The 26699-nt window shown below is 39.4% G+C and carries 25 protein-coding genes; 3 read left to right on the forward strand and 22 right to left on the reverse strand.

The genetic code is table 11. From position 1 onward, the window contains the following. The first annotated feature begins 131 nt into the window (after nt 1–131). Nucleotides 132–941, forward strand: coding sequence for a Cof-type HAD-IIB family hydrolase (locus IGL70_RS08625; RefSeq protein WP_002296740.1), 810 nt, complete (start codon nt 132–134; stop codon nt 939–941). 185 nt (nt 942–1126) lie between these two features. Here the strand turns inward: IGL70_RS08625 and IGL70_RS08630 are convergent, their stop codons facing one another. Together IGL70_RS08630 and IGL70_RS08635 are read right to left on the reverse strand one after the other, a co-directional pair. Continuing rightward, the gene (locus IGL70_RS08630; protein ID WP_002287654.1) at nt 1127–3280 is read right to left on the reverse strand and encodes a peptidoglycan D,D-transpeptidase FtsI family protein; all 2154 of its coding nucleotides are present in this window, start codon (nt 3278–3280) and stop codon (nt 1127–1129) included. A 293-nt stretch (nt 3281–3573) separates the two neighbouring features. Beyond that, nucleotides 3574–4422, reverse strand: coding sequence for a MurR/RpiR family transcriptional regulator (locus IGL70_RS08635; protein WP_002287653.1), 849 nt, complete (start codon nt 4420–4422; stop codon nt 3574–3576). A 263-nt stretch (nt 4423–4685) separates the two neighbouring features. Here IGL70_RS08635 and IGL70_RS08640 point away from each other — a divergent pair, with 263 nt between their 5' ends. After that, on the forward strand, nt 4686–6002 hold the full coding sequence (locus IGL70_RS08640; RefSeq protein WP_104770650.1) for an ISL3 family transposase: 1317 nt from the start codon (nt 4686–4688) through the stop codon (nt 6000–6002). Nucleotides 6003–6170: 168 nt separating this feature from the next. Here IGL70_RS08640 and thrS read toward each other — a convergent pair whose 3' ends face one another. The 3 genes from thrS to IGL70_RS08655 all read right to left on the reverse strand — a co-directional run bounded on the left by thrS (nt 6171) and on the right by IGL70_RS08655 (nt 10497). Further along, nucleotides 6171–8111 carry a threonine--tRNA ligase gene (gene thrS / locus IGL70_RS08645; protein WP_002287651.1) on the reverse strand — a complete coding sequence of 647 codons (1941 nt, stop codon included), beginning with the start codon at nt 8109–8111 and terminating at the stop codon, nt 6171–6173. A gap of 336 nt (nt 8112–8447) precedes the next feature. Then, nucleotides 8448–8627, reverse strand: a complete 180-nt coding sequence (locus tag IGL70_RS08650; protein WP_002287649.1) for a 2-hydroxymuconate tautomerase — start codon at nt 8625–8627, stop codon at nt 8448–8450. Nucleotides 8628–8673: 46 nt separating this feature from the next. After that, on the reverse strand, nt 8674–10497 hold the full coding sequence (locus IGL70_RS08655; RefSeq protein ID WP_104873930.1) for a heavy metal translocating P-type ATPase: 1824 nt from the start codon (nt 10495–10497) through the stop codon (nt 8674–8676). 277 nt (nt 10498–10774) lie between these two features. Here IGL70_RS08655 and helD point away from each other — a divergent pair, with 277 nt between their 5' ends. Next, nucleotides 10775–13054, forward strand: a complete 2280-nt coding sequence (gene helD, locus IGL70_RS08660) for an RNA polymerase recycling motor HelD (protein WP_104873929.1) — start codon at nt 10775–10777, stop codon at nt 13052–13054. Nucleotides 13055–13146: 92 nt separating this feature from the next. Here helD and IGL70_RS08665 read toward each other — a convergent pair whose 3' ends face one another. The 17 genes from IGL70_RS08665 to fabG form a co-directional block, all read right to left on the reverse strand. Then, the gene (locus tag IGL70_RS08665) at nt 13147–13794 is read right to left on the reverse strand and encodes a hypothetical protein (RefSeq protein ID WP_002319388.1); all 648 of its coding nucleotides are present in this window, start codon (nt 13792–13794) and stop codon (nt 13147–13149) included. Nucleotides 13795–13972: 178 nt separating this feature from the next. After that, nucleotides 13973–14692: a YebC/PmpR family DNA-binding transcriptional regulator gene (locus tag IGL70_RS08670; protein WP_002287641.1), complete on the reverse strand. Its 720-nt coding sequence runs from the start codon at nt 14690–14692 to the stop codon at nt 13973–13975. Nucleotides 14693–14822: 130 nt separating this feature from the next. Continuing rightward, nucleotides 14823–15974, reverse strand: coding sequence for a nucleotidyltransferase (locus tag IGL70_RS08675; RefSeq protein WP_002319387.1), 1152 nt, complete (start codon nt 15972–15974; stop codon nt 14823–14825). 216 nt (nt 15975–16190) lie between these two features. Further along, nucleotides 16191–16931 (reverse strand): class I SAM-dependent DNA methyltransferase, encoded by a 741-nt coding sequence (locus IGL70_RS08680; protein ID WP_002287639.1) that lies wholly within the window; start codon nt 16929–16931, stop codon nt 16191–16193. Between the two features lie 3 nt (nt 16932–16934). Further along, the gene (gene rsfS, locus IGL70_RS08685) at nt 16935–17294 is read right to left on the reverse strand and encodes a ribosome silencing factor (RefSeq protein WP_077940756.1); all 360 of its coding nucleotides are present in this window, start codon (nt 17292–17294) and stop codon (nt 16935–16937) included. Between the two features lie 20 nt (nt 17295–17314). Continuing rightward, the gene (gene yqeK, locus IGL70_RS08690) at nt 17315–17908 is read right to left on the reverse strand and encodes a bis(5'-nucleosyl)-tetraphosphatase (symmetrical) YqeK (RefSeq protein WP_002287635.1); all 594 of its coding nucleotides are present in this window, start codon (nt 17906–17908) and stop codon (nt 17315–17317) included. Further along, entirely contained in the window at nt 17892–18542 is a 651-nt protein-coding gene (locus tag IGL70_RS08695; RefSeq protein WP_002295375.1) for a nicotinate-nucleotide adenylyltransferase, read from the reverse strand. Before IGL70_RS08695 ends, yqeK begins: the two co-directional genes overlap by 17 nt. Nucleotides 18543–18551: 9 nt before the next feature. After that, nucleotides 18552–18863, reverse strand: a complete 312-nt coding sequence (gene yhbY, locus IGL70_RS08700) for a ribosome assembly RNA-binding protein YhbY (RefSeq protein ID WP_002287630.1) — start codon at nt 18861–18863, stop codon at nt 18552–18554. A 15-nt stretch (nt 18864–18878) separates the two neighbouring features. After that, on the reverse strand, nt 18879–19988 hold the full coding sequence (gene yqeH / locus IGL70_RS08705) for a ribosome biogenesis GTPase YqeH (RefSeq protein WP_002295377.1): 1110 nt from the start codon (nt 19986–19988) through the stop codon (nt 18879–18881). Further along, the gene (locus tag IGL70_RS08710) at nt 19985–20512 is read right to left on the reverse strand and encodes a YqeG family HAD IIIA-type phosphatase (protein WP_002287626.1); all 528 of its coding nucleotides are present in this window, start codon (nt 20510–20512) and stop codon (nt 19985–19987) included. The genes yqeH and IGL70_RS08710 overlap by 4 nt, the downstream gene beginning before the upstream one ends. A 227-nt stretch (nt 20513–20739) precedes the next feature. Then, the gene (locus IGL70_RS08715) at nt 20740–21525 is read right to left on the reverse strand and encodes an acetyl-CoA carboxylase carboxyl transferase subunit alpha (RefSeq protein ID WP_002290847.1); all 786 of its coding nucleotides are present in this window, start codon (nt 21523–21525) and stop codon (nt 20740–20742) included. Further along, complete coding sequence (gene accD, locus IGL70_RS08720; protein ID WP_002287623.1) at nt 21518–22387, reverse strand: acetyl-CoA carboxylase, carboxyltransferase subunit beta; 870 nt, start codon at nt 22385–22387, stop codon at nt 21518–21520. The genes IGL70_RS08715 and accD overlap by 8 nt, the downstream gene beginning before the upstream one ends. After that, on the reverse strand, nt 22388–23767 hold the full coding sequence (locus tag IGL70_RS08725) for an acetyl-CoA carboxylase biotin carboxylase subunit (protein ID WP_002287622.1): 1380 nt from the start codon (nt 23765–23767) through the stop codon (nt 22388–22390). Nucleotides 23768–23774: 7 nt separating this feature from the next. Then, entirely contained in the window at nt 23775–24194 is a 420-nt protein-coding gene (fabZ, locus tag IGL70_RS08730; protein ID WP_002287621.1) for a 3-hydroxyacyl-ACP dehydratase FabZ, read from the reverse strand. 24 nt (nt 24195–24218) lie between these two features. Beyond that, nucleotides 24219–24695, reverse strand: coding sequence for an acetyl-CoA carboxylase biotin carboxyl carrier protein (gene accB, locus IGL70_RS08735; RefSeq protein WP_086300172.1), 477 nt, complete (start codon nt 24693–24695; stop codon nt 24219–24221). 2 nt (nt 24696–24697) lie between these two features. Continuing rightward, the gene (gene fabF / locus IGL70_RS08740; RefSeq protein WP_002287619.1) at nt 24698–25933 is read right to left on the reverse strand and encodes a beta-ketoacyl-ACP synthase II; all 1236 of its coding nucleotides are present in this window, start codon (nt 25931–25933) and stop codon (nt 24698–24700) included. A gap of 18 nt (nt 25934–25951) precedes the next feature. Next, nucleotides 25952–26689: a 3-oxoacyl-[acyl-carrier-protein] reductase gene (gene fabG / locus IGL70_RS08745; protein ID WP_002287617.1), complete on the reverse strand. Its 738-nt coding sequence runs from the start codon at nt 26687–26689 to the stop codon at nt 25952–25954. Nucleotides 26690–26699: the final 10 nt, after the last annotated feature.

Consider the following 26699-nt stretch of genomic DNA (forward strand, 5'->3'; position numbering starts at 1 on the left):
TGTTTAGCTTATGTTTAGCTATTTATATAGCCATAACTGCAGTTTTTGTTAGGAATAGCTGATTGCTCTTGTTAATTACCTAAAATATGCTAGACTAAAACAAATGCTAGTTGAGGAAGGAAGGACCCTTATTGAATAAAAAATTAATTGCCATCGATCTGGACGGAACTACCCTCAATCAAGATTCGATGATTACATCTAAAACAAAAGAGACTCTGAAAAAAGCAATCAATGCCGGTCATCATGTCAGTATTGCTACAGGACGCCCATTCCGAATGAGCCATCAGTTTTACCAACAATTAGAATTAACAACACCGATGGTTAATTTTAACGGCGCATTAGTACACATCCCTAATCAGCACTGGGATGGTGAAAGAGAAACGTTGATCAATCGTGAAATCGCTTTTGAAATCTTATCGCAAAAAAAGCAGCTAAATTTAGATTTTATCGCTGCTGAAAATCGTGATACTTTTTTTATTGACAGTTTTGATTTCTTTGATGAAAAAATTTTTGCTTCTTCTCGTCCAGGAGAGAAGAATTTGCTTTCTCCTAAAAATTTGACGACAAATCCTACATCTTTGCTTGTCCGAACAGACAAACGTTTTGCAGGAGCTGTATCTGCTGAATTAACACGTCAATTTGGCAGTTATGTCGATGTTCGGACATGGGGTGGACCTACTGCCATCTTAGAGATTGTTTCAAAAGGAATCCAAAAAGCAAAAGGCGTGCAAGAGATTGCTAACTACCTGTCTATCGATCAAAAAGACGTCATTGCCTTTGGTGACGAGCATAATGATTTGGAATTGTTGGATTATGCAGGTTGGGGAGTAGCTATGGCTAACGGTACTGATCAACTCAAAGGCATTGCAAATGATGTCACTCCTTTGAGCAATCAAGAAGACGGTTTAGCTGTTTATCTGGAAAAACTACTTAAACTATAATAGAGAATTAGATTCCACAAAAAAGAGGTTGTGACAATTTTTGTCACAACCTTTTTTGCCGAGTAAACGGTGTTCAAAAGCCAGTTTCTCGGTATGAAGTCAAATTTAAGCAAAAATGTGAGAAGCTATTTTCACAAAATTTTTCTTCATACTCGAAACTAAGCGGCTTTTTCACGACCTCTTTTTTATTTTGCCATGAACATATCATAATACGCGTCCATTATTTCTTTAGCAATCGTCAAGTTCATGTGGTCTTGTTCGTCTAATAAGTTCGGCAAGACAACACTGATGGCAATTTCCGGATTGTCTGTTGGTCCGTATGCCACGATATTACTATTGACTGTCGTAATATCTGGATGACCTTCCGCAACCGTTTCTGCAGTCCCTGTTTTTGCGGAAAGGTCCATTTTCGCACTGGCTAATGGTTTGGCTGTTGTGTAAGGATCGGTACCATGGACAACTTGGTGGAATCCTTCACGGAGGATCGCCATATTTTCTGCAGAAATATTGACCGTATTTTCTACTGTTGTGCCAATTTCTTTCTTCACTTCACCCAAGTTTCCATTTTCGTCATTGCCATAGATCGCTTTGACTAGGTGCGGCTGTACTCGTTTCCCGCCATTAGCGACTGTTGAAGCATATTGAGCTAATTGGATTGGTGTATATGTGTCAAACTGTCCAAATGCCAAATCGGTAAAGTTACCTGGAGTATACCATTCTTTGCCATTATCCGCATTGAACTTCTTCATATAATCAACAGAACGTGAGATCCCAGGAGATTCATTCGGCAAATCGATCCCAGTCGTTGTACCAAGACCAAACTCTTTGAAAGAGTCTCTCAATTGCTGATAAGCTTTAGCTTCTTCATCTAAACTAGGTAGTCCCATTCCAGGTGTATAGTCTAGTCCTAACATCTTTAACGCCACTTTGATCATATACGTATTAGAAGACAATTCCAATGCTTTGACTGCATCAAGAGCAACTTGTCCGCTTCGATTAAAGACAGAGCTTTTTTCTGAAGCACCTTGCAGACGAATCGGCTCATCAATCAAAACTTGATTTCCGCTGATCGCGTTACTTGCCCAGCCTGCTGTTAAAGTACCAGCCTTGACTACAGACCCTGGAGCAAAGGCGCTAGTAATCGTGCCTAAAGCATTCTCGGTGATTTCTTTGGAACCTTGTTCATGACTGAAACCAGTCATTGCTAGCACTTCTCCTGTCTGAGGATTCATAGCCACTGCATAAGCACCAGGCGAATACTGTGCTTTGCCGTTGTTGATCAATGTTTGATAATTCCTTTTCAAAATTTCTTCTACTTTTGATTGGAATTCTGCATTCATAGATAACATTAAATTAGAACCTTTTTCCCCAGAGAAGATTTCTTTTTGATTCGAAACATTTCCTTCATTATCAAGGGAAACTTCATATTGGGTTTTGGTTCCTTGCAGGACATCTTCATATTGTTTTTCCAAATAACTTTGTCCTACACGGTCATTCCGAGAATAACCTTTTGCTAGGTATTTCTCTGCTTCATCTGCTGGAAGTCCTTGCTTTTCAGTCGTCACACTGCCAAGAATACTTTTCAGTGAACTTGCTGCATTATATTCTCGTGTCCAGTCTGTGCCAGTCGAAACTCCTGGAAGTTCAGAAGCGCGTTCTGCCACAACAGCTAACTCTTGATCAGTAACACCAGAGTTTTTGATATAGACAGTGTTTAATTCATATGCACTATTCATCCGTTTAAAGATGGTAGCAATTTTTAATTGCTCCTCGTTTAAATTAATCTCATCAGCTGTGACTTTATTGACCATCGCACTATATTGTTCGCTGTTCCCTAATTGCTTTTCTTTTGCCGAAAGTCTTTTTGTGGCTTCTTTCAAATGTTTGGGGTCAGCCAGCCAAAAATCTTTTTTATCTCTATCTGTCAGATTTTCATCTACCGGAACATCGATCAGCGAGTTCAGCTTCGTTGCGATTTCAAGCAAATCTTTAGCCGTAACTTGTGTTCCTCTCGTATATGTGATGGCCTGATTCGCTTTATTCGTAACTAAAGCTTTTCCTGTGGAGTCGTAGATCATTCCGCGAGGAGTACTTTCTTGGACCGTAATCGTAGAAGTAGACTTCACTCGCGCCTCCATCTCTTCGCCGTTCACGATCTGCAAATAACCCAATCTAGCAATCAACGCAACAAATAACGTAAATATAATGAAAAAAAGAAAATTTAAGCGAAAAGGAACATGGGACCGGCGAAACGTTTTGTTCTTAGGTTCTTGTGCACCTTTTCTTATTTTTTCTAACCAAGAAGTATTTAATATTTTTTTCATAAAATCTTTCATCATTTCCTATCCTTCCGCCTATTTACATTCATGCTTCATTGTACCCAAAAACTTCTTAATAAAAAAGAAAAAATGGGCGGAGCAAGAAATTCTTTACCTAATTTCAAGATAAAATCAACTTTTTGTTTCACAGCAATCACTTAAAGTTACATATCCAACTATTTTTTTCATTAAAAAATAAACTTATTTTTGAAAATTATGTTTTCTTAAGTCGTGAAACACTTTGATGGATCATTTATTTGTGGAAAACTACGTTTTGTTATTCTAAAAAACTTATATAAAAAATAGTAAGGTTTTTATTTCGAATCCATAAAATATTCTTGGATTGCTTCTCGTGTTTTTTTCACTTTTTCGCTAAGCTTTTCGTTTTTAGCCATATAGAAATAAAAAATGATATCGATCGTAGCAAATTGGGCCAAAAGTGAATTAGTTGCCGCACTTCGATTCGTGATTTCTTTTGGTCTAGATGTTTGTACGAGTACATCGGCTATCTTGCTAAGCGGGTTATTTCCAAATTGCGTCAACGCAATGATTTCGATATTCATGCTTTTCGCCAGCTCGGCTAATGCGACTACATCTGCACTTCTACCTGAGTTTGAAACAAGCCAAAGCACTTTCTTTTTCTCATTGCTGACAAGTTGCGGGAGCAAGACGTGGATATCTTTTTCAAAAATGATTGGCTTACCGACACGAGACCATTTTTGCAGAATATCTTCTACTACTAAAGAAGAGGCGCCAACCCCATATAAAAAAACAGTCTCTGCCGATTCCAAACACTCTACGACTTTTTGGATCGTTTCTTCTTCTAGAATATCTACTGTTTCTTTTATCGCTACTTGTGCATTGTTACCAAGTTTGTTTTTGATAGAGTAAAAGGACTCATTTGCTTCTATATCACTAAAACCTTCATCGATTCCAGTCTGTAGTTCTGTTGAAATCGTGATTTTGAAGTCCGTCAGACTTTGAAAACCGATTTTTTTGGAAAAACGTACAACTGTCGGCGCACTCAACCCGGAAGCTTCTGCTAATTCATTAGCTGTCATTGTAGGGACCTTCTCAATATTACCGATAATGTAGTTGGCCAACTTTTTTTCTGCTGAAGAATAATCTTCCATCATACTTTCAATACGACTAATTACGCTCATAAGTTCCTCCACCCTTTTAATGATAGTCTATGTAAGTATACCATATCAGACCCTTATTCACGGTCGTATACTGGATAAAAAACAAAAAAACAATCCGCCCAACAGAATATCTTATCCTATCAATCCCACAGATTCTATTGGTTCTATGATATTTGGTGTTGTTACTCAAATCGAGTAAGGACACCAAATATTTTTTTATAACAAAAAGACATTTGATTCCTCTATAATTAAGTCGCTGAACCACTTATAGAAGGAGAATCCAAATGTCTTTACCTAAGAATATCAAAATAAAAGATGAAAATACAGACCAAATGATCAAAGAATTGTTAAATATCAAAGATTCAAACATCGCTTTTCCCAAAGATGCGCTGACCAAAGAACGGGTCCATGGCCGAATGGCCAATGTCTTTACGGGAATATTGACTTATAAACCGCACCACTGCGAACTGTGCGGCTTTGAAACAGTGATTTATCATTCGTATAAAGAGAGCTTGATCCAGCTGATTCCTTATCAAGAAGTTCCTTCTTATCTTCGTTTATTCAAGCAGCGCTTTTATTGTAAACATTGTCGACACACATTTACAGCCAAAACTGATTATGTCGCTGAAAACTGCTATCTTTCGCAACCATTGAAATTTGCGATCGCTATTGATTTAAAGAAGAAGATCTCCATGAAAGATATTGCGGCTCGATACTTTGTATCGACCAAAACGGTCGAACGCGTACTAGACTCTTTCTTTGAAGAACCACAGTTAAAACCTGCTTACTTACCGAAACATTTGATGATTGATGAATTCAAAGGAACCAAAGATTGTGAAGGCGCGATGTGCTTTATTCTCAGTGATGCCGACACTGGAATGATTTTTGATATTTTAGATGATCGGAGAAACTTTAAATTAACCGCCTATTTCCAACGCTTCACCCTAAAAGCAAGGCAAAATGTGACTCATATCGTAATGGATATGAATGCTTCTTATCACGTAGTGACACGAGCTCTTTTTCCGAATGCCTGTGTATCGATCGACCGGTTCCACATAGTCCAACAATTGACTCGTGCCTTCAATAAGCAACGAATCCAAACCATGAACCAGTTAAAGAAAAACAATCCTAAAGCAATGAAAGATTATCGTAAATTAAAAAAATACTGGCGAACGATCTTGAAGAAAGAAACAAAAATCAACTATACTTCTCTTCGACAATTTCCGCTTTTCCAACGGAAATACGTGACCGAATCAGAGGTCCTAGACTATCTGCTCTCAATCGATAAGCACTTACGTGAAAGTTATGAAGTCTATCAGGAATTGTTGGCTGCTTTGGAAACAAAAGATTTTACTGCCTTCTTCGAGTTGATCGACACATTACCAGTATCATTGGATAAAGGATTTAAAAAAGCGATTCTTTCGTTAAACAAATATAAAAAAGGCATCATCAATGCTTTGAAATATCCCTATTCTAACGGCAAATTGGAAGGGAAAAACAATTTAATCAAGGTCATTAAACGCATCGCGTTTGGCTTTCGGACGTTTCGACATCTGCGTATGCGAGTCTTGATCCAACAAAATCTCTGTGAGATTATTTAATAACAAAAAAAAGAGGAAACGCCGAAACGTTTCCTCAAGGTGATTTAATTAAAACAACACCATTTGACAATGAGCCATTCTATTGAGCATCTGTGTCTTTGAGGAATATCTGTTATCTATTGTTCGGATTGTTTTCTATCTACTACTTTTTTACAGGAAATTTACCTATTAGTTTTCTCTGCTGTAATTTTTGACTTCTGCTTCCATAGCATCAATAAAGATATTCAAATCTTCTACAGCTGTTTCTTTACTTCCATAACGACGTACGTTCACTGTTGCATCTTCCAATTCCTTGTCTCCAACAACCAATTGGTAAGGGATCTTTTGTGTTTGAGAGGCACGTATCTTATAGCCCATTTTTTCATTACGATCATCAACTTCTACACGCAACCCCTTCATTTGCAAACGTTCTTTGATTTCATAAGCATAATCGCCATGTGCATCAACAGAAACAGGGATGATTGTTGCTTGTATAGGTGCCAACCATGTTGGAAAAGCGCCTTTGTATACTTCTGTTAAATAAGCAACAAAACGTTCCATTGTAGAAACGATTCCGCGGTGGATAACTACTGGACGATGCGTATTTTCCCCGTCTTCTCCAACATATGTCAAATCAAAGCGCTCTGGCAATAAGAAGTCTAATTGTATAGTTGATAATGTTTCTTCTGTACCAAGAGCTGTTTTGACTTGAACATCTAGTTTTGGTCCGTAAAAGGCTGCCTCGCCTTCTGCTTCAAAGTAATCTAGTTCTAATTCATCCATAGCGGCTTTCAGCATTGCTTGGGCTTTTTCCCACATTGCGTCATCATCAAAATATTTATCTGTATTGTTTGGATCGCGATAGCTCAAGCGGAAACGATAATCTGTAATATTGAAGTCAGCATATACTGCCACCATCAATTCAAGCGTACGTTTAAATTCATCTTTGATTTGATCAGGACGAACAAATGTATGACCATCATTCAACGTCATTTCTCGTACACGTTGTAAACCTGACAAAGCACCTGATTTTTCATAGCGATGCATCATTCCTAATTCAGCGATACGAATTGGTAATTCACGATAAGAATGGATCGTGTTTTTGTAGACCATCATGTGATGAGGGCAGTTCATTGGACGAAGAACAAGCATTTCGCCATCTCCCATATCCATTGGCGGGAACATGTCTTCTTGATAATGATCCCAGTGTCCAGATGTTTTGTACAACTCAACATCTCCCATTATTGGTGTATATACATGTTGGTAACCTAGACTAACTTCTTTGTCTACGATATAACGTTCGATCGTGCGTCGGATTGTTGCCCCTTTTGGAAGCCAGAATGGCAAACCAGAACCTACTTCTGGGGAAACCATGAACAAGTCAAGTTCTTTTCCTAGTTTACGATGGTCTCTTTCTTTTGCTTCTTCACGGAGACGGATATATTCTTTCAAAGCTTTCTTGTCAAAAAAGGCTGTCCCGTATACACGTTGCATCATTTGATTGTTTGAGTTTCCACGCCAATAAGCACCTGCCACTGATAATAATTTAAATACTTGTATACGGCCAGTGGATGGAACATGTGGTCCACGACACAAATCGATGAATTCGCCTTGTTGATAAGCAGTAATCACTTCTTCTTCTGGCAATTCACTAATCAGTTCTACTTTGTACGGATCACTTGCAAAAATTTCTAATGCTTCCTGTTTTGAAAGAACACGGCGTTCGATTGGCAGATTTTCTTTGACGATTTTCATCATTTCTGCTTCGATTGCCGGCAAATCTTCTGCAGTTACTTGGTTTTGTCCATTATCTGTATCGTAGTAAAACCCTGAATCGATAGCTGGTCCAACGCCAAAGTGGATATTTGGATAGAGGCGACGCATGGCTTGGGCCATCAAATGAGCTGCTGAATGACGGACTAAGCCAAGTGCATCTTCATGGTCTGGTGTGATGATCTCAATACTTGCATCTTCCTCGATTGGACGAGTCAAATCAACGAGTTTTCCGTTCACTTTACCAGCTAAAGCTTTTTTTGCTAAGCTTTTTGAAATGCTTTCAGCAATTGCCAATGTTGTTGTTCCAGACTCAAATTCTTTGACTGCACCATCTGGAAAAGTAATTTTTATCATAATAGTTTCCTCCTTGAAATGTTTTGATTGATCAGATCATCAAGCTGAAAAACAAAAAAATCCTAGCATCTCTTGAAAAGAGATACTAGGACGAAAAGTTCGTGGTTCCACCTAATGTTCAAACGCAAATGCGTTCCTCAAGCGTTGTAACGGTCCGACCGCCCTTGCTTCAACAAGGGTTTCGAAAGTGGTCATCCTTTGGTTTTCTCCTGGAAAAGTTTCAGCCTAGCTTTTCCTCTCTTATCGAAGACTCTCAAATTCAGTTGGCTTTCTCATCAATCAATTATGTGTTTATTTAACCACTAATAAATAGAAAAATCAAGTGGGAAACTAAACTTATTTTTTCCATTCCCCATTTACACCGTATGTTCCTTTTTTCATCTCATTGATGATGACATGGATGTGTTCTTTTGGTGCCTGCGTGTTTTTATGAACAGCTTCCGTGATATCTTTCATCATATTTTCTAATTGTTCCGGACTGCGACCTTCTACTAATTCGACATGTACGAATGGCATAATGCTCTCTCCTCTTTCTGATCGTTCTTTTTTCAACTCGATTCTATCATACTATGTTTGTCTTGGGTACTGAATCAGGAAAAATGGCTGGATCTTTTTTTGCTCTCAAGGCACTCAAAATAGAGACCGTATCCACGACTTCTTGCAAAACAGCTCCGAATAATGCGGGGATTAGTCCCGTACTTGCAATTAACATCAAAAAAATACAAATAAAGATGCCAATCAGTACAGATTGTTTCGCTATTCTCATCGTATCTTTTGAGATCACTACTGCTTTTGCTACACGTAAAAGTTCATCTTTCAAGATGACCGCATCTGCACTTTCACTAGCAGCTGTAGAACCATGAGCTCCCATTGCAATGCCGATATCTGCAGCAGCAAGTGCTGGTGCGTCATTCACGCCGTCTCCTACCATCGCAACAGGTCTTTGATCTTTAGGGATACTTTCTAAAATGGTCAGTTTATCTTGAGGCAAGCAACGGGCATGTACAGAATCTAATTGGACTTTTTCTGCAATCGTTTGAGCAATGGCAGATCCATCCCCGGTGATCATTATCAAATTTTTCACATCAAGTTTTCTTAGCTCCTTGATTGTCTTTGCTGCTTCTGGGCGAATCTGATCCGAAAATAGGATCGTTCCTGCAAAAGATCGATCAATTGTTACATAAATTGCTGTATTGGACGTTTCTATTTCTTCAGCTGAAACAAAAGAGGCACGTCCAATCTTTACTTCATGATTATTGACTACTGCTTGGATTCCTTGACCGGTCATTTCTTTCAGTTGACTAACAGGATACAGTTGGCTGTTTTTCACGTTGTTCACTAACGAACGAGCTAAGATATGGCTAGATTCCTGTTCTGCACTAGCTGCATACAGAAGTAGCTCTTCTTTTTTTATTCCATTGACTGGCTGAATCGCCTCTACTTCCAATATCCCTTTGGTAAGCGTTCCTGTTTTATCAAAAGCAATCGTTTTTGTACGTGCGAGCTTTTCAATCGTTGTTCCAGTTTTTACAACGATCCCGTTTTTACTTGAACGGCTCATTCCTGCAACTAAAGCAATGGGCGCAGCTAGAATCAGTGGACAAGGTGATGCCACTACCAGTACCTCAGCAAATCGTAAAGGGTCTTTTGAGAACCACCAAGAAATACCACCGATCAAATAAGCAATCAACGTGAAAGGGACTGCATAACGATCAGCTAAACGGACAAATCGGGCAGGCTTTTCTTTTGATTCTTCGACTAGTTTAATAATCATTTGATACTGGCTGTCTGCGGCACGTTTTTCAGCGATCATTTGGATCGATCCGTCTCCATTTAAAGACCCTGACATAATCTGATCTCCAGGTTTCTTGGTTTCCGGGCGGGACTCACCTGTCAAAGAAGATTCATCGACCGAAGATTCTCCTTTGGTCACTCGACCATCTGCGGGTACAAGTTCGCCAGGCTTGACTAGTAACTGGTCATCAATATTTATTTCATCGATTACTATATCCTGCAATTTTCCTTCTTTGAATCGATGGGCAATTCTTGGGGTGTTATCTAACAAAGACTGCAGTTCTTTACCCGCTCGTTTATTCGCGTAATCCTCTAGACTATCTCCGCCCGTAAGCATGATCAATATCATCAAACTAGCCCAGTATTCTTTGACGGCTAATGTTGCAAGGATTGCGGTAATCGCTAATACATCTACGCCATATCTTCCTGAACGTAACGTCTTGATCATTTCCAAAAACATCAAGAAGGCGAGAATCCCTCCAGTAAATGCGACAATCGCAAATGCAAGGGCCGGCTGGTGAAAAACAAATTCACTTAATAAAGCTATCCCACCAATAAGCAAAGTAAGTAAAAATTTTTTGAAATGTGTCATTGTTTTTTCTCCTCTTTTATGTGACTTAGAGAGGTTAGTAATAAATTTCCAGCTGCCTCTTTCATCTTAAGCATAGTCCTTGACTAGCACTTTTTAAAACAATAGGCCTTAATTGAAAACAACTATCACTATCAGCGTTTCCAAAATTCATCAGTTCTACAAACAAAAATATTCAGCAAGGATTACTTTTTCGATTCATCAGTTAAAAAGTACCTTTTTTCGAAAAACTATGCTATACTTTTAATTCGTTATTTACGGCGGAAGGAGCAAACATGCGATGAATGAGAAACAACTAGAACAAACGCACGTGGATGAAACGATCGAACTAATCCAGATCGAACAAAATATGCTGGATACAAAACAACAAGAATTGACTCAGGAAATGAATCATTCGACAAAAGACACAGCTAATCACAAGATTCGAGCTGGTTCCAATGAAGCTTTTTATGAATCTGCTGTTGAATATCGCCAACATGAGCAGGAATTGCTTTTGAAATACCATACTCTTGAAGCACAGCAAAAACGCCTGCAAACGTTGTCTGTCATGAAAGATAGTCCTTATTTTGCCCGTATCGACTTTAAAGAAGACCGTGAAACAGAAACATTATATCTAGGTATCGCTTCTTTAAGAGATCTGGCAGAAGAAACAATCGTTATTGACTGGCGCGCACCAATTGCCAATCTTTATTATGAAGGTGAGATTGGTCCCGCATTTTATGAAACTGAAACAGATAGAATAGATGTCGATCTGCAGTTGAAACGACAATTTAAAATCCAAGAAGGACGTATTTTATCTATGGTAGATACGTCGGAAGTAATCAATGATGACTTTTTGCTAGAGATATTGGATGAATCATCAAGCAACCATATGAAAAACATCGTCTCTACGATACAAAAAGCACAAAATGCAATCATTCGGGACACAACAAGTAAAGTAATGCTGATTGAAGGAATCGCCGGAAGTGGAAAGACATCCGCTTTGCTTCAACGTATTGCTTTTCTGTTGTATCATAATCGCAAGTGGCTCGAGGCTGAAAACGTTCTTCTATTTTCACCCAACCATTTGTTTTCTGATTACATCTCGACTGTATTGCCTTCATTAGGTGAAAGCGGCGTGCCTACACAGACATTCAAAAATTATTTGGTGCAGCTGCTGCCAGAGTTTTCTTTACTAGATGAACAGCAACAAGAAAGTGGGTTTTTGCTAGGGGAAAAAGATCCGATACAAGTGATGAAAAGCGGATTGACCTTAGTCGATCAGATTGATCGCTATATCCAAGGCATCACAAACTACGGTCCCTTGTTCCGTGATATGAAAATAAATGGCCGTACGATCCTATCAAAGGAATCGATTCGCCAATGGTATAAAGAAACAAATGAACAATTACCTTTACATCATAGACTCTCTCTATTACAAACGAAGCTCCTGAAAAAATTAGGCGGTCTGCAAAAAGACGAAACACGTCAGCAATGGGTCAAAGATCTGGCGGAAGAACAGCTCCAAGAACTATACGCAACAGATCCTAATCTTGAATATACAGAACAAAAGGAGCGTTCATTACGTAAAAAACTGGCCAACCAAATCGTACGTAAAAGATTTCGTCGAATCCATCGAGGGATCATGAATTATCAATTTGTCAATATAACGAAACAATATCTCCACTTTCTACAAACTGTGCCACTTTCTCTTCTAACACGACATAAAATCAGCGAGACCAGATGGCAGGAACATCTGACAACTGTTCGTACACACTTGCGTCAAAGAGAAGTGAGTCAAGAGGATGCTGTACTATTCTTTTTACTGATGCGCCGAACATATCCAGTGACGGTTACACACAAAGCTCGCTATATCTTTATTGATGAAATGCAGGATTTCGCACCATCACAAGTGGCATTGCTGCAAGCCTTGTTCCCAAAAGCAAATTTGACTTTCTGTGGAGATCTAAATCAAAATGTCTTTGGAAATGAAACGATCGTTGGATCATTGGAAGACCTTTTCGCGGACCGTGAAGTCACTCGTTTCCAATTAACGACAAGCTATCGCTCCACAAAAGAAATCACTGATTTTGCTAATCATTTTATTGTGAAAGAACATCAAGTAGAAACAACAGCAAGAAAAGGAGACCTTCCTTTGCTCATCCAAGGAACAACAGATGATATCAAATTGAATTGGTTAGCAGATACCATTCGAATGACTCAGGGAAAAGCCCGGTATTGGCGTACAGCAATCATAGCTAAAACACAAGAAGAATGCGAAGCTCTTTATGCTCAACTGCCAGACGAGTTGAAACAACAAGTCCAGCTGATTTTAAATGAGAGTGACTTTATGAAACGTTCCATTATTTTACTTCCAGCCTTTTTAGCAAAAGGTCTGGAGTTTGACCGAGTTTTCTTGTGGGATGTAGATGCAGAACATTTTTCTTCTCAGCAAGACAAATTGATCCTTTACACCATGTGTACACGTGCGATGCATGAATTGACCCTTTTTACCTCCAATAATGAAAGTCCTTTGTTAAACAATATGGATATTTCATCTTATGAGAAAAAAGTACTGTAAGTAAAAAGACAACTGCTATCATTAATGTTAGCAGTTGTCTTTTTATTTACAATAATAATTGCAGAAAAAGTAATTCAATCATTTAAGGTCATTTATTCTATATATAAATCCAAATCTGTTTCAGGATATTTTAATTTGACAAGCGAAATAATCATTTTCAGTTCTTCCATGTTTTCTGGATATTCTGGGTCAAATACCTTGCTATGACGGCCAATCCCGCCATTGTCGATCAATCGGTAAATTCGATTCCATTCAATGAACTGGTCAATTGATTGGAAATTGCTGATTGGATAGCCGCCACAATCCAAAATCTCTGATACACGAAATGCTAGGTATGCACTATCGATCACTTTATTTTTTTTCGTGTCTATCTTCTCATTTCTTTCGATAAGAATTTTTTCAGGACGATGTTTCAAGCTCCACTCTAATAGTAGAAAGAAAGCCTCCATCCGATACTCTTCTTCAAATAACCGAAAGGCTGAATCAGAACGACGAAAAAGCAGCGGAATCAAATATTTTTGTCTATAAATCAGCATTGGTGCGCGGTCCACCATACACTCTAAATAACGGTTCAGATACCCTGTACCGACATAGTTTCCTAATCGATAGCCTTCAACGCCGAATCTTGCGTATTTTTGCGCTAATTTTGAACAATCAGTTACGTTCACAGCTAACTCTTCTACTTTGCGGTAACCGCTTAAGATACGTTCAAAAGGTTCTAAAGTGATTTTTGCTTCCATATTCTTCCCCGTCCATCTTCCACATACTTCATATCATTTCACATGATACTTATGCTCTCATCATACCACAGGTTGAATTAGAAAAGAAAATAAATCACACAAAAAAGCAAGACAATCTGTTAGTGAGATTGTCTTGCTTTTCGAAAAAGACTGAATACTTTTCGTTAAAACTGGTTGCTTAGTCTTCTAATGCCACATTATGGAACACATGCTGTACATCTTCTAGATCTTCCAGTGCATCAATCATTTTTTCAAATGTTTCTTGATCTTCTGGAGATAGTGTTACCTCGTTTTGAGGGATCATTTGGATCTCAGCGATTGAAAAATCAGTGATTCCTTTTTCTTTTAATGCTTCTTGTATACTATGGAAATCCGCTACTTCACCGTAAACGATGATTTGTCCTTCTTCTTCCATTACATCGCGAACATCGATGTCTTTTTCCATTAGGTATTCAAGGATCTCGTCAGCGTCTTCTCCTGCAAAAGCAAAGATTGCTGTATTGTCAAACATGTAAGAAACCGCTCCGGAAACACCCATGTTCCCGCCATTTTTCCCAAATGCTGCCCGTACGTCTGCTGCTGTTCGATTCACATTGTTCGTCAATGTATCAACAATCACCATTGAGCCGCTTGGTCCAAATCCTTCATAGCGCAATTCAGAGTATGTTTCATCTCCTGCACCTTTTGCTTTTTCGATTGCTCGGTCAATAATATGTTTTGGTACATTATAAGTTTTAGCGCGATCAATGACGAAACGTAGTTTTTGGTTTGCATGCGGATCAGGATCACCTGATTTTGCTGCCGCGTAGATTTCAATCCCAAATTTTGCATAAATCCGGCTATTATTAGCATCTTTAGCAGTTTTCTTTGCTACGATATTTGCCCATTTACGTCCCATATTTTCACTTCGCTTTCTGATTTGATAGTTTCATAACGCAAAAACGTCCTGTTCCATTATACTTGTGAATCACGATTCTGTGAAGCTTTTTTTCTTTCTTCCTTCATTCTTCTCATTTTTAGTCAATTATCTATACTCGGATTGGGATTTGCCCGAAATTCTGTTCCGGAATATTGCCTCCCAATTGATAGATTTGATCACTTCTAACTAACAGTTCCGCTTCTTGTGCCTCTTTTTTTCCGATTCGGGAATAAATAGAAATCTCTTTTTTTTCTTTTAAGAATCTTCTTCCAACATCGGTAAATCCAAGTAGTCGAAGATAATTTTTATTTTGTTGGACAGGAATCTCTTGCTTTTTGATATTCAGCAAGACATAACAAGATAATCGTTGGATCCGTGTCCATGTATATCTTTTTGTTTTTACCTTTGACACAAAATCCTCAAAACTATCAGCAGTTGCAGCTGCTGTTTTCATACGCGATTCTATTCCTTCGGTCATCTGATAGATATCTGTCAGTTCCAGCAAAGTAGAAGATAACAACCGATAACGCAAATACGGCCAATAAGATTCCCAAGTCTGCAGCGAACAAGTTGAAAGATCTTCTTCTGTCTGAGGCGGCACAAGTCCAGCTATTCTTTTTCCCTCTTCTAACGCATGGCGAATGGCTGTTGCACTGGCTATCCTCTGATCTGTGATGATTTTTTCATGATAGCCTGCACTTTTACGTCGGATCGGATGTAATTCCATAGGGTGGACATACTTGGCATTTTCCTTTGCATAACTTAATCCCAAGATATGATTTGGCGAAGAAAAATCAAGCGTAATATCGGGATACAGACTGCGAAAAACCTCAGTCATTTTTTGCGGATAACTATACGTTTGATCAGACAGTTCTTGAAATGCCTCTTCTATCCTATCTTGATTCTCTTGGACAAAGCGTCCGAAACTGCTGTAATCAAACGAAGTCTCTTCTTCTGTTCCAAAACACAAACTGTCACAGTCCAGTGTTTGCAAGATTTTTACTGCACCTTTAGCAAAATAGTCAGCTGACTGAACCGCCCATTCGACGGGAAGCTCCACTACTAAATCCACACCATTTTGTAAAGCTTCATTCGCGCGATGCCATTTATCGATGATAGCCGGTTCGCCTCTTTGCAAAAAATTCCCGCTCATTACAGCAATGACGACCTCTGCTCCTGTTGTTTTTCGTGCCATTTCCACATGATAGCGATGTCCATTGTGAAAAGGATTGTACTCTACGATAATCCCGCAGCTTTTCATGCGCATCCTCCTTCATAGTTATCGATAAAAAAGAAATAGAGACAAGTAAAAAAAGGCAAAAATCGGAAAAAATACCCGAACTATATAAACTATTCTCGCAAACACAATACTTCTGCGACGAAAAGCTGCACTGCAAGAGCAATGCCTATATCGTTCGGATATATAATTTATGTTGAAGATTTATTCTTTTCTTGTTAACTCGAGCAGGCAAAACCGCTAGTCTTTGTATGCTACAAAGAACCAGCGCTTTGATTTCTCTGATGCTGCTTCGTCTGTAAAATCAGAAAATGCTTCGACTTTCGAAAAGCCGCTGTTTTCCAGCATTCTTAAATAACTTTCCAATGGATAGGTACGCTCTTGATGTAGTTCATCTTCACGAATAAATCGACCAGACCCTTCTTGTTCTTCAACGAAAAAGGTAAGAAAATGTTCGATGCTGTGTTTCTCGCTTCCTGGATAACTATCCCACAAAAAAGCAAAATTATCCCCTTGATAATGATAGCTATATTCTGGAAAAACCTCATCTACTTGATAGGTGGAGTGTACGTCAAATAAAAATCGGCCATTTTCTTCTAACGCTTGATAGACTTCATCAAACACTTGCTGTACCTCTTGTCTATTTTTCATATAGCACAGCGAATCAGAAAAACAGGTAATTGCCTGATATTGTCCGATTTCTGATAAATCGAGCATATTGCCTTCCACAAATTGGATCGATGCGTCTTCTTCATATGCTCGCTGGCTGGCAATCATCAACATCTCTTCTGAAAGGTCTAACCCTGTCACTTTATATCCATCTTTTGCAAAGGCAACCGCTAATGCTCCAGTACCGCATGCCAGTTCCAAAATATTTTTTGTGTCTTCTTGTAAATGACGTTTCGAAAAAGCTAGCCATTGCTGATAAAGTGTTTCGTCCATCACTTCATCGTAAATGAAAGCAAATGTTTCATAAGCCATATGTTAATCCAACCATTCACTAAGATCGACTAGCGGAGCATCTGACCATAGTTTTTCCAGATTATAGAAACTTCGTTCTGGTGCATGGAAAACATGTACGATCACATCTCCAAGATCGATCAATACCCATTTTCCGCCTTCTTTTCCTTCAATACGTTTTACTTCATATTTGTTTTCTTCTTCTTTATCAATGATTTCTTCTGTAATTGCGTTGATTTGACGTTCGCTATTTGCTGAACAGATCATGAAATAATCTGCCAACAAGGAAACATTTCGAACGTCTAAAGCGATAATGTCTTCTGCCCGTTTTGAATCTGCTGCTTCAACCGCAATTTTTAATTGTTCTTTACTATCTATGATGATTTCCTCCTAATATGAGCAGCTTATTTTTTTGCTACCCAGTAATTATATGTTTCGATTGTTTTTGGATAAATCTGTTGTTCTTGCGCAAGCAAATGGGCCAATGTATGTTTTGTTTCAAATGCTACAGCTTCGTCTAGATCAGCCCATGCAATGGCTCGTGCATCTTGTACCCCAGGAAAATCTCGACCTGGTTCAATATAGTCTGCTACATAAATGATTTTGTCAAGGAGACTCATCTTAGCAGCCCCAGTCGTATGCACCCGGATTGCATGAAGAATCTCTGCATCGGTGATTCCTAATTCCCGCTCTACAAACGAAGCGCCAACAAGACCATGCCAGATTGCATTATTATAATTCAATAACTCTGGATCAAAACCGTCTCTTACGATTACCATTTTGAACTCCTCATCTGGTCGTTCTTTTGCATAATCATGTGTCAATGCAGCAATACTAGCTTTTTCAGGAGAAGCACCGTATTTTTTGGCAAGAGCCACGGCTGTTTCTTCTACTCCAAGCACATGCTTGAAGCGTTGTTCGCTCATTCTCATCTGTATTTTTTGCATCAGGTTTTCTCTAGAATAAGCAGTATATTCATTACTATAGTCCATATTCATACAACCCTTCATTTTGAATATAATCAATTACTTTATCTGGAACAAGGTAGCGGATAGAACAGCCTTCTTTGATCTTTTGACGTATTTTCGTGGAACTGATGTCGATCTCAGGTACATCTACCCAAATTACAGGATATGGAGTATCCGCTGTGTATCCTGGTCGACGTATACCCACAAAGTTGACCATAGAAGTCAGCTCATCGATTTTATACCATTTTGGCAAATATTCTACCATATCCCCACCGATAATAAAGTAATAATCTGTATCCGGATTGTTTTGCGTCAATTCCTTCATAGTATCATAGGTGTAACTTTTCCCACCACGAGCTAATTCAATCGTTTCAATCTGCAAAAAAGGATTGTCTTCCACAGCTAATTCCAACATGTTGAGTCGATGTTTTGCATCAATCGTCTGTTTCTCATCAACATGAGGTGGCTGATAAGAAGGCATCAAAAATACGCGGTCAAGACCTAAATTCCGGCCAGCTTGTTCAGCCATCACTAAATGTGCAAGGTGAACGGGATTGAATGTTCCGCCCAAGATCCCTACTTGCTTTTTCTTCTCTAAGAATTGAGGCATTTCTTCAGGAAATAATTGTGAACGAACAAATGTCTTAGCTTGCGTATTCATCATGGTCACTCCTTATATTGCTTTTACTTCTTTTGATAGCCTTTGATACTTTTCTTTTGTGGAAGGTTTGTATAATACGATAACACGTCCAATGATTTGAACGATTTCACAGTCGATTTCTTTTTCTAATACTTGAGCTGCTTCTTCTGCAATCTCATCTGTATTTTGAAGTAACGATACTTTGATCAGTTCTCTTTTTTCTAAAGCTTCTTCAATTTGAACGATCATTGCTGAATTGATCCCACCTTTTCCGATTTGAAAAATCGGCTGAAGATGATGCGCTTTGCTACGTAAAAAACGCTTTTGTTTTCCTCTTAAACTCATAATTTTCCTTCTTCCTTAAATCAATGCTTTGCGTTTCAATACATCTACACCCTTTGGCGCCCAGCCCGCAATTACTGCTGGCGCTGTTACAGTGATCCAGCCTAGACCGGCAAAAACGATGTCTGTTTTTTCTTTCACAGAAAACTCAAAACGAACAAGCTCCGGAAATGCCTCGACTTCATCAGGACGAGGAGGCTGTAATAATCCACCTACATGTTTTTGATAAAATTCGTCTGCTTTTTCCAGTTTCGTTCGATGAATATTTACATCATTTGACACATAAGCAATAAATGAAGCACGATTGCCGCTGATAAAATCAAATCTTGCAAGTCCGCCCAAGAAAAGTGTTTGCCCTTCATTCAGCTGATAAACTTTAGGTTTGATTTCTTTTAACGGTGCAATGATCCGCAAATCTTTTTTACCTAAATAGTGCGCCATTTGATGGCGATGGATAATTCCCGGTGTATCAATCAAAAAATGCCCGTCATCTAAAGGAATCTCGATTTTATCCAAGGTCGTTCCTGGAAACTGCGAAGTTGTGATTACATCTTGTACTCCCGCTGTATTTTTGATGATTTGATTGATAAGCGTCGATTTTCCGACATTTGTTACTCCGACGATATAGACATCCCGTCCATCGCGGTATTCTTCGATTTTTTCTAATAGTTCCGTCATCTCATGAGATTTCTTAGCACTAGTTAATAATACATCTACTGGACGAATTCCTGCTTCGTAAGCACGTTCCTTCATCCATTGTGTTAATTTAGTTTTTTTCAATGATTTAGGTAATATATCCACTTTGTTCCCAACTAAAAGTACTGGATTGTCACCGACAAAACGGTGTAGTCCTGGGATTAGTGAACCATTGAAGTCAAAAATATCCACCACATTGACGATCAATGCATCTTTTTGCCCTAATTCATTCAGTAAGCGCAAAAAGTCGTCATCCGTCAATGAGACATCTTGGATCTCATTATAATGGCGTAATCTGAAACAACGCTGACAATAGACTTCCCCGGAAGCTAAACCTTTTTCCAAAGCCGTTTGCGGCGTGTATCCTAATTCACCGGGTTTGTTTGTTTGTATAACGGCACCACAGCCGATACATTGTAATTCTTCTGTCATTCGATTCCACCTCGCCAGCCCATATCAGGGTGTTTTGCTAATAGATAGGCCATAATTCTTTTTTCCCAAAAACGATTAAATTGTGTCTTCCAACTATCTGTTGCGATAATGGGTTTTACAAGGATGCTACGTATCCCTGCACGATTGGCTCCACGTATATCAGTCATAATCTGATCGCCTACCATTACTATCTCATCATCTGCTAAATCCAATTGTTTCTTTGCTATGTTGATCCCTCTTGCTAAAGGTTTCATTGCTCGTGCAACATACAAAAGATCAAATTTTTCAATCGCTCGCGCGACACGTTTTGAATTATTGTTTGAAACAACAACAACAGGGATTCCTGCATTTTTCATTTCTAAAATCCAAGTAAGCAACTCTTCTGTTCCATCTGGATTATTCCATGCAATCAACGTATTGTCTAAATCGGTCAATACTGCTTTGATGCCTAGATTCTTTAATTGGGCAGGTGTAATCTGATAGATGGCTTCTACCATCCATGTTGGTTTGTAATTTGAAAACATGCTGTCTCCTCATCTGCAAAAAATGAAGGAGCACATAAAGTACTCCTCAACCCCGTATTATACTGCATATCAGCAAAAAAAACTACCTCTATACTCGTTCGTCTTTCAGAAAAAGCATTTCTTTACAAAATGACCAAAAATAAAGATTGATCACAGAAAAATTTAGAAACAAAAAACAACTAAGCGAGCAAGAACCATTCTTTACTCTTTGCTTAGTTGTTAAACACCTAATATTGGCGGAACCTCTTGTATCGTTTTTCCAGTAATTCATGCTGGTCGAATCGAACAAGTTCCGTCAATCTTTCAATCAACGCTTTTTTCATAATGTGTGCGACTTTATATCGTGGCAACTGCTCGCCGTTGAACGTTTCAGGAATAACTCGATCAACGATTCCTAACTCGCGTAGTTCTGGCGCAGTAATTTTCATCAACTCAGCTGCTTCTGCGGCGCGACTACCGTCTTTCCACAAAATCGACGCAAATCCTTCTGGAGAAAGCACAGCATAAATCGTTTCTTCCAGCATCCAGACTTCATCCGCTAAACCTAGAGCAAGGGCACCGCCACTTCCACCTTCACCAATGATGATGGCGATGATCGGTACCTTTAAATCAGACATTTCGAGCAGATTTCTGGCAATAGCCTCTCCTTCGCCGCGCTCTTCTGCTCCTACACCGCAATATGCACCTGCTGTATTGATCAAGGTAATCACCGGTCTATTGAACTTTTCCGCTTGTTTCATCAGTCGTAAAGCTTTTCGATAGCCTTCAGGATGGGGAGAACCAAAATTTCTGCGGATATTTTCCTGCAGATCCCGTCCTTTTTGAATACCGATCACTGTTACCGGTTTGCCATCTAATCGAGCGATTCCACCAACAATCGCTTCGTCATCTGCAAATAAACGATCACCATGGCATTCCTCGAAAGAATCGAAGATCTCTTCAAAAAAATCCAAGCTTGTCCATCGTTCTTTAGCTCTTGCTAACTGAACGACATCATGTGCTGTCTTATCCACGATCTATCCATCCTTTCTGTGTATGCAATTCAAGAAGCGTATGGATTTTCTGCTTCAATTCCATGCGGGGAACAATCTGATCGACAAAACCATGAGATAATAAGAATTCAGCCTTTTGGAAATCTTCTGGAAGTTCCTGCTTGATCGTCTGTTCGATGACGCGTCTTCCAGCAAAACCGATCAAGCTTTGGGGTTCTGCTAGAATGATATCGCCTTCCATTGCAAAACTGGCAGTTACTCCTCCGGTCGTCGGGTCCGTTAAAACAGTTAGATAAAAAAGACCTTCATTGCTATGCCGTTTGACAGCAGCAGAGATTTTTGCCATCTGCATTAGAGAAAAGATTCCTTCTTGCATCCGTGCGCCACCTGAAGCTGTGAACAAGACGACTGGAAGACTTTCCTTTGTTGCTCGTTCGAATAATCTGGTGATCTTTTCTCCGACAATCGTTCCCATACTTCCCATGATAAAATTAGGATCCATCACTCCAATAATGAAGGGAATCCCCTGAATGGTTGCTTTACCAGTGAGGACTGCTTCATGAAGTCCTGTTTTATCTTGCATTTTTTTAATTTTTTCCGTATATTCGGGAAATGCTAGCGGATCTTTGGTTACAAGATCCGTATCCCATTCTTCAAAACTTTTTTCATCAATAATCAAAGCTAGACGCTGCCATGCACCGATTCGAAAAGCGTATCCGCAATGAGGGCATACTTTTTCTTCACCGATGTCTTTCGTATAAAGGATATGTTTGCAATTTGGACACTTTGCCCACATGTTATCAGGAACAGATGGCGAGTTAGCAGGTTTGCTCTCTCTATTAGGATTGATCCGAATATATTTCTTTTTCTTAAACAGAGCCATCTATGCGCCTCCTATCTCCGTTTCTGGTGTCCAATTCGGTAAAAATTCTTCTTGTAAAAATGCTGTGCTGTAATCACCTGCTATGACTGCAGGATGACTAATCAAATCCATCTGAAATTCTGCGTTCGTGATGATTCCTTCTGTGATAAATTCACTTAAGGCTCGCTGCATCTTCATTAATGCTTCAAAACGCGTATTTCCATGGACGATTATTTTTGCAATCATTGAATCATAATATGGCGGGATCGTATATCCCGGGTAAACTGCACTGTCTACTCGCAGTCCCATCCCACCTGCTGGAAGCAGTAAGTTTTGGATCTTCCCTGGAGAAGGAGCAAAATGGAAAGCAGGATTTTCTGCATTAATCCGGCATTCGATTGCGTGTCCTTGGAATACTACTTCTTCTTGACACACATTCAAAGGCTCACCGGCTGCTATCTCCACCTGTTTTTTTACTAAATCGATTCCTGTGACCATTTCTGTTACTGGATGTTCCACTTGGATTCGAGTATTCATTTCCATGAAATAAAAATCGCCTTCTTCATCCATCAGAAACTCGATCGTTCCGGCATTTTCATAATTGACTGCTTTAGCTGCTCGAACAGCAGCGTCTCCTAGTGCTTCTCTTTTTGTTTGTGAGATCACTACAGAAGGAGATTCTTCCAGTACTTTTTGATTGTTGCGTTGCAAAGAACAATCTCGCTCACCTAAATGAATGACATGACCAAATCGATCACCTAAGATCTGAACTTCTATATGGCGAGCAGGATAAATGATTTTTTCCAAATACATATCATCATTTCCAAATGCCGCTGCTGCTTCTTGCTGAGCTGAAGAAAAATGCTGTGGGAGCTCTTCTTTTGATTGAACTTTCCGAATGCCTTTCCCGCCACCGCCTGCAGCTGCTTTCAGCATCACTGGATAACCAATTCTGTCTGCTATTTCCAATGCTTCTTCTACTGTAGATAATACACCAGTACTTCCTGGAATGACTGGGACATTTGCTTCTTGCATCAATTGACGCGCATTGATCTTATTTCCCATTGCATCGATCGTTGCACTTTTAGGACCAATAAATGTGATATTGCACTCTTCACACATGGAGGCAAATCGACTATTTTCAGATAAAAAACCAAATCCTGGATGAATTGCTTCGGCTTTTGTCACGATTGCAGCGCTCAGTACTTCCTGAACATTCAGATATGAATCAACGGCTTTTGCCGGGCCAATGCAGATTGCTTCATCTGCTAACTGTGTATGAAGTGCTTCGGCATCTGCTTCTGAATATATCGCTACGGTTTGGATCCCTAGTTCGCGGCATGCACGAATGATACGTACAGCGATTTCACCGCGGTTAGCTATCAATACTTTAGAAAACATATTTCACCTATCCAATCATAAAGGTTAATTCCGCTTCGGCTACTTTTTTACCGTCTACTTTAGCGATTCCTTTGCCTATTCCGGCTGAAGCTTTCACTTTCAATATCTCAACTTCAAGGTATAAGGTATCTCCCGGTGTAACTTTCTTACGGAATTTTGCTTTGTCCAATCCGCCGAAATAAGCCGTCTTTCCCTTGAATTGTTCAAGAGAAAGTAATGCAACTGCTCCTGCTTGAGCCATCGCTTCAACAATTAATACCCCTGGCATAACAGGTTCTTCTGGAAAATGTCCTTGAAAAAAGGGCTCATTGATCGTTACATTTTTCTTAGCAACGATCCGTTCTCCTTCAACCATTTCTTCCACTCGATCAATCAAAAGCATTGGATAACGATGCGGAATGATTTCTTTTATTTCTTGTATGTTCATTGATTTCCCTCTTTCCTGCTTTGCTTATTTTTGCTTAATCCTAAAGAGTGGCTGTCCATATTCGACAACTGACTCGTTTTCTACAAGGATTTCTGTGATCACTCCGTCGGCCTCACTAGTTATCTCATTCATCAGTTTCATCGCTTCAATAATGCAGATAACTTCTCCTTTGACAACTTGATCACCTACTTTTTTGAAAGCTGGTTTGTCGGGCGCTGGTTGCAGATAAACGATTCCCACGATTGGCGAAACAACCTCGATTCCATCAAATACTGCCGATTCTTTTTCTTTCATTATTTCTGGAGCAGTTGTTGCTTGTTCAGGTATGACATTGACTGGCTCCGAAACTGGCAACGTTTCGTTTGTTTGAACCATATTCATGCCTCGACTTGTTTTATTTTTATTCATATACAATTCAAATTGACCTTCACGCAAATCGAATTCCGTTAGCGAGGATTGATCAAATTGACTGACTAATTCTCTGATTTCATTGATATCCAAAATTATTCCTCCCAGCGTTTCATGCACAGAACCGCATTATGTCCGCCAAACCCTAATGAATTACTCATTGCATAAGTAAAACTTGCAGGTTTGCTTTCGTTTTTGACAACTGTCAAGTCAATCTCAGGATCTTGTTTTTCTACATTGATCGTAGGTGGGATAAATTGATGTTCTAATGCCAACAAAGTTGCCAAGGCTTCGATCCCGCCGGCTGCTCCCAATAAATGTCCAGTCATCGATTTCGTGCTGCTGACGTAAGTATCTCTGAAATTTTCACCTAATGCGATTTGGATTGCTTTTGCTTCTGCCTGGTCATTGGCTGGTGTACTTGTTCCGTGAGCATTGATATATCCGACTTGTTCCGGCTGTACACCAGCTTCTTCCATCGCAAGCTTCATTGCTTTAGATGCACCAGAACCATCTGGAGTAGGAGCTGTCATATGGTAAGCGTCACAGTTTGCACCGTATCCAACGATTTCTCCATAGATTTTGGCACCGCGAGCTTGTGCATGTTCTAAAGATTCAAGAACTAGAACGCCTGCTCCTTCACCCATCACAAAACCATTCCGATTTTCGTCAAACGGAATCGAACCACGATTAGGATCAGTTGATTCTGAGAGTGCTGTTAAAGCTGCAAATCCAGCAATCCCCATCTCACAAATCGTTGCCTCTGTTCCTCCAGCAAGAATGACATCAGAATAGCCATGTTTGATGTTACGGAATGCTTCCCCAATTGAATTCGTTCCGCTAGCACAAGCTGTTACGATAGCTGTACAAATACCTTTTGCACCTACGCGCAAAGCAATATTTCCAGCTGCCATGTTGGCAATCGCCATTGGTACGAACATTGGAGAAACTCGTTTTGCACCTTTTTCATGTAGACGAATAACTTGGTTTTCGATTGTTGGAAGACCACCGATCCCAGATCCGATGATGACGCCAAACCGGTCTTGATTCATTTTTTCTTTATCTAAACCGCTCATCTCCATTGCTTCTAAAGCAGCGTAGATTCCATAGATCGAAAACATATCCATTCGTTTGCTATCTTTTTTAATAAAATATTTATCGTAAGGGAAATCTTTGACTTCACCCGCTAAGGTAATCCCTGTTTCTGAAGCATCAAATTTAGTGATCGGTGCGATGCCATTCGTCCCCTCTTTTAAGCTATTCAAAAAGCTGTCTGCGTCATTTCCAATAGGTGAAGTGACTCCATAGCCAGTAATTACCACTCGATTCATTTGTTTGCTCTCCTTTTCTTATCCGTGCATGACCAATCCGCCATCGACATTGATGACTTGTCCGGTGATATATGGATTTTGTGCTAAGAAAACTGCTGTTTGTGCAATATCTTCTACTTGTCCGAAACGCTGCATCGGAATTTGCTTTTCCGCTTGTTCCTTGACTTTGTCTGCTAAAACTTCCGTCATATCAGTTGTGATGAATCCTGGCGCAATGGCATTACATGTAATGCCTCTAGTTGCAGCTTCTCGTGCCACAGATTTTGTTAATCCTACTACGCCAGCTTTACTAGCTGCATAATTTGCTTGACCAATATTTCCAATCAACCCAGATACACTAGAGAGATTAATGATGGCCCCTTCTCGCTGCTTCATCATTTTTTTCAATACGTGCTGCGTCATATTGAAGGTTCCAATCAAATTGATATCAAGACATTTTTTGAAATCTTCTGCATCCATTCGCATCACAAGTTTGTCATTTGTGATTCCGGCATTGTTTACTAACACATGGATCGATCCAAGCTTTTCTTCTGCTTCTTTGATCATTTGTCCCGCTTTCTCATAATCAGAGATGTCACCGGAAACTCCTACGCATTTTACACCGAATGCTTCGATTTCTTCTATCTTTTCTTTTGGAATCTCTCCGCGACCATTCAAAATAATATTTGCTCCAGCTTTTGCAAAAGCTAAGGCCATCGCTTTGCCGATTCCTCTTGTACTACCTGTGATAAATACATTTTTTCCTTTTACATCCATAACGTTCCTC

The organism is Enterococcus sp. DIV0901a (genome assembly GCF_051711525.1).
GTDB classification, from domain to species: Bacteria; Bacillota; Bacilli; order Lactobacillales; family Enterococcaceae; genus Enterococcus_B; species Enterococcus_B faecium.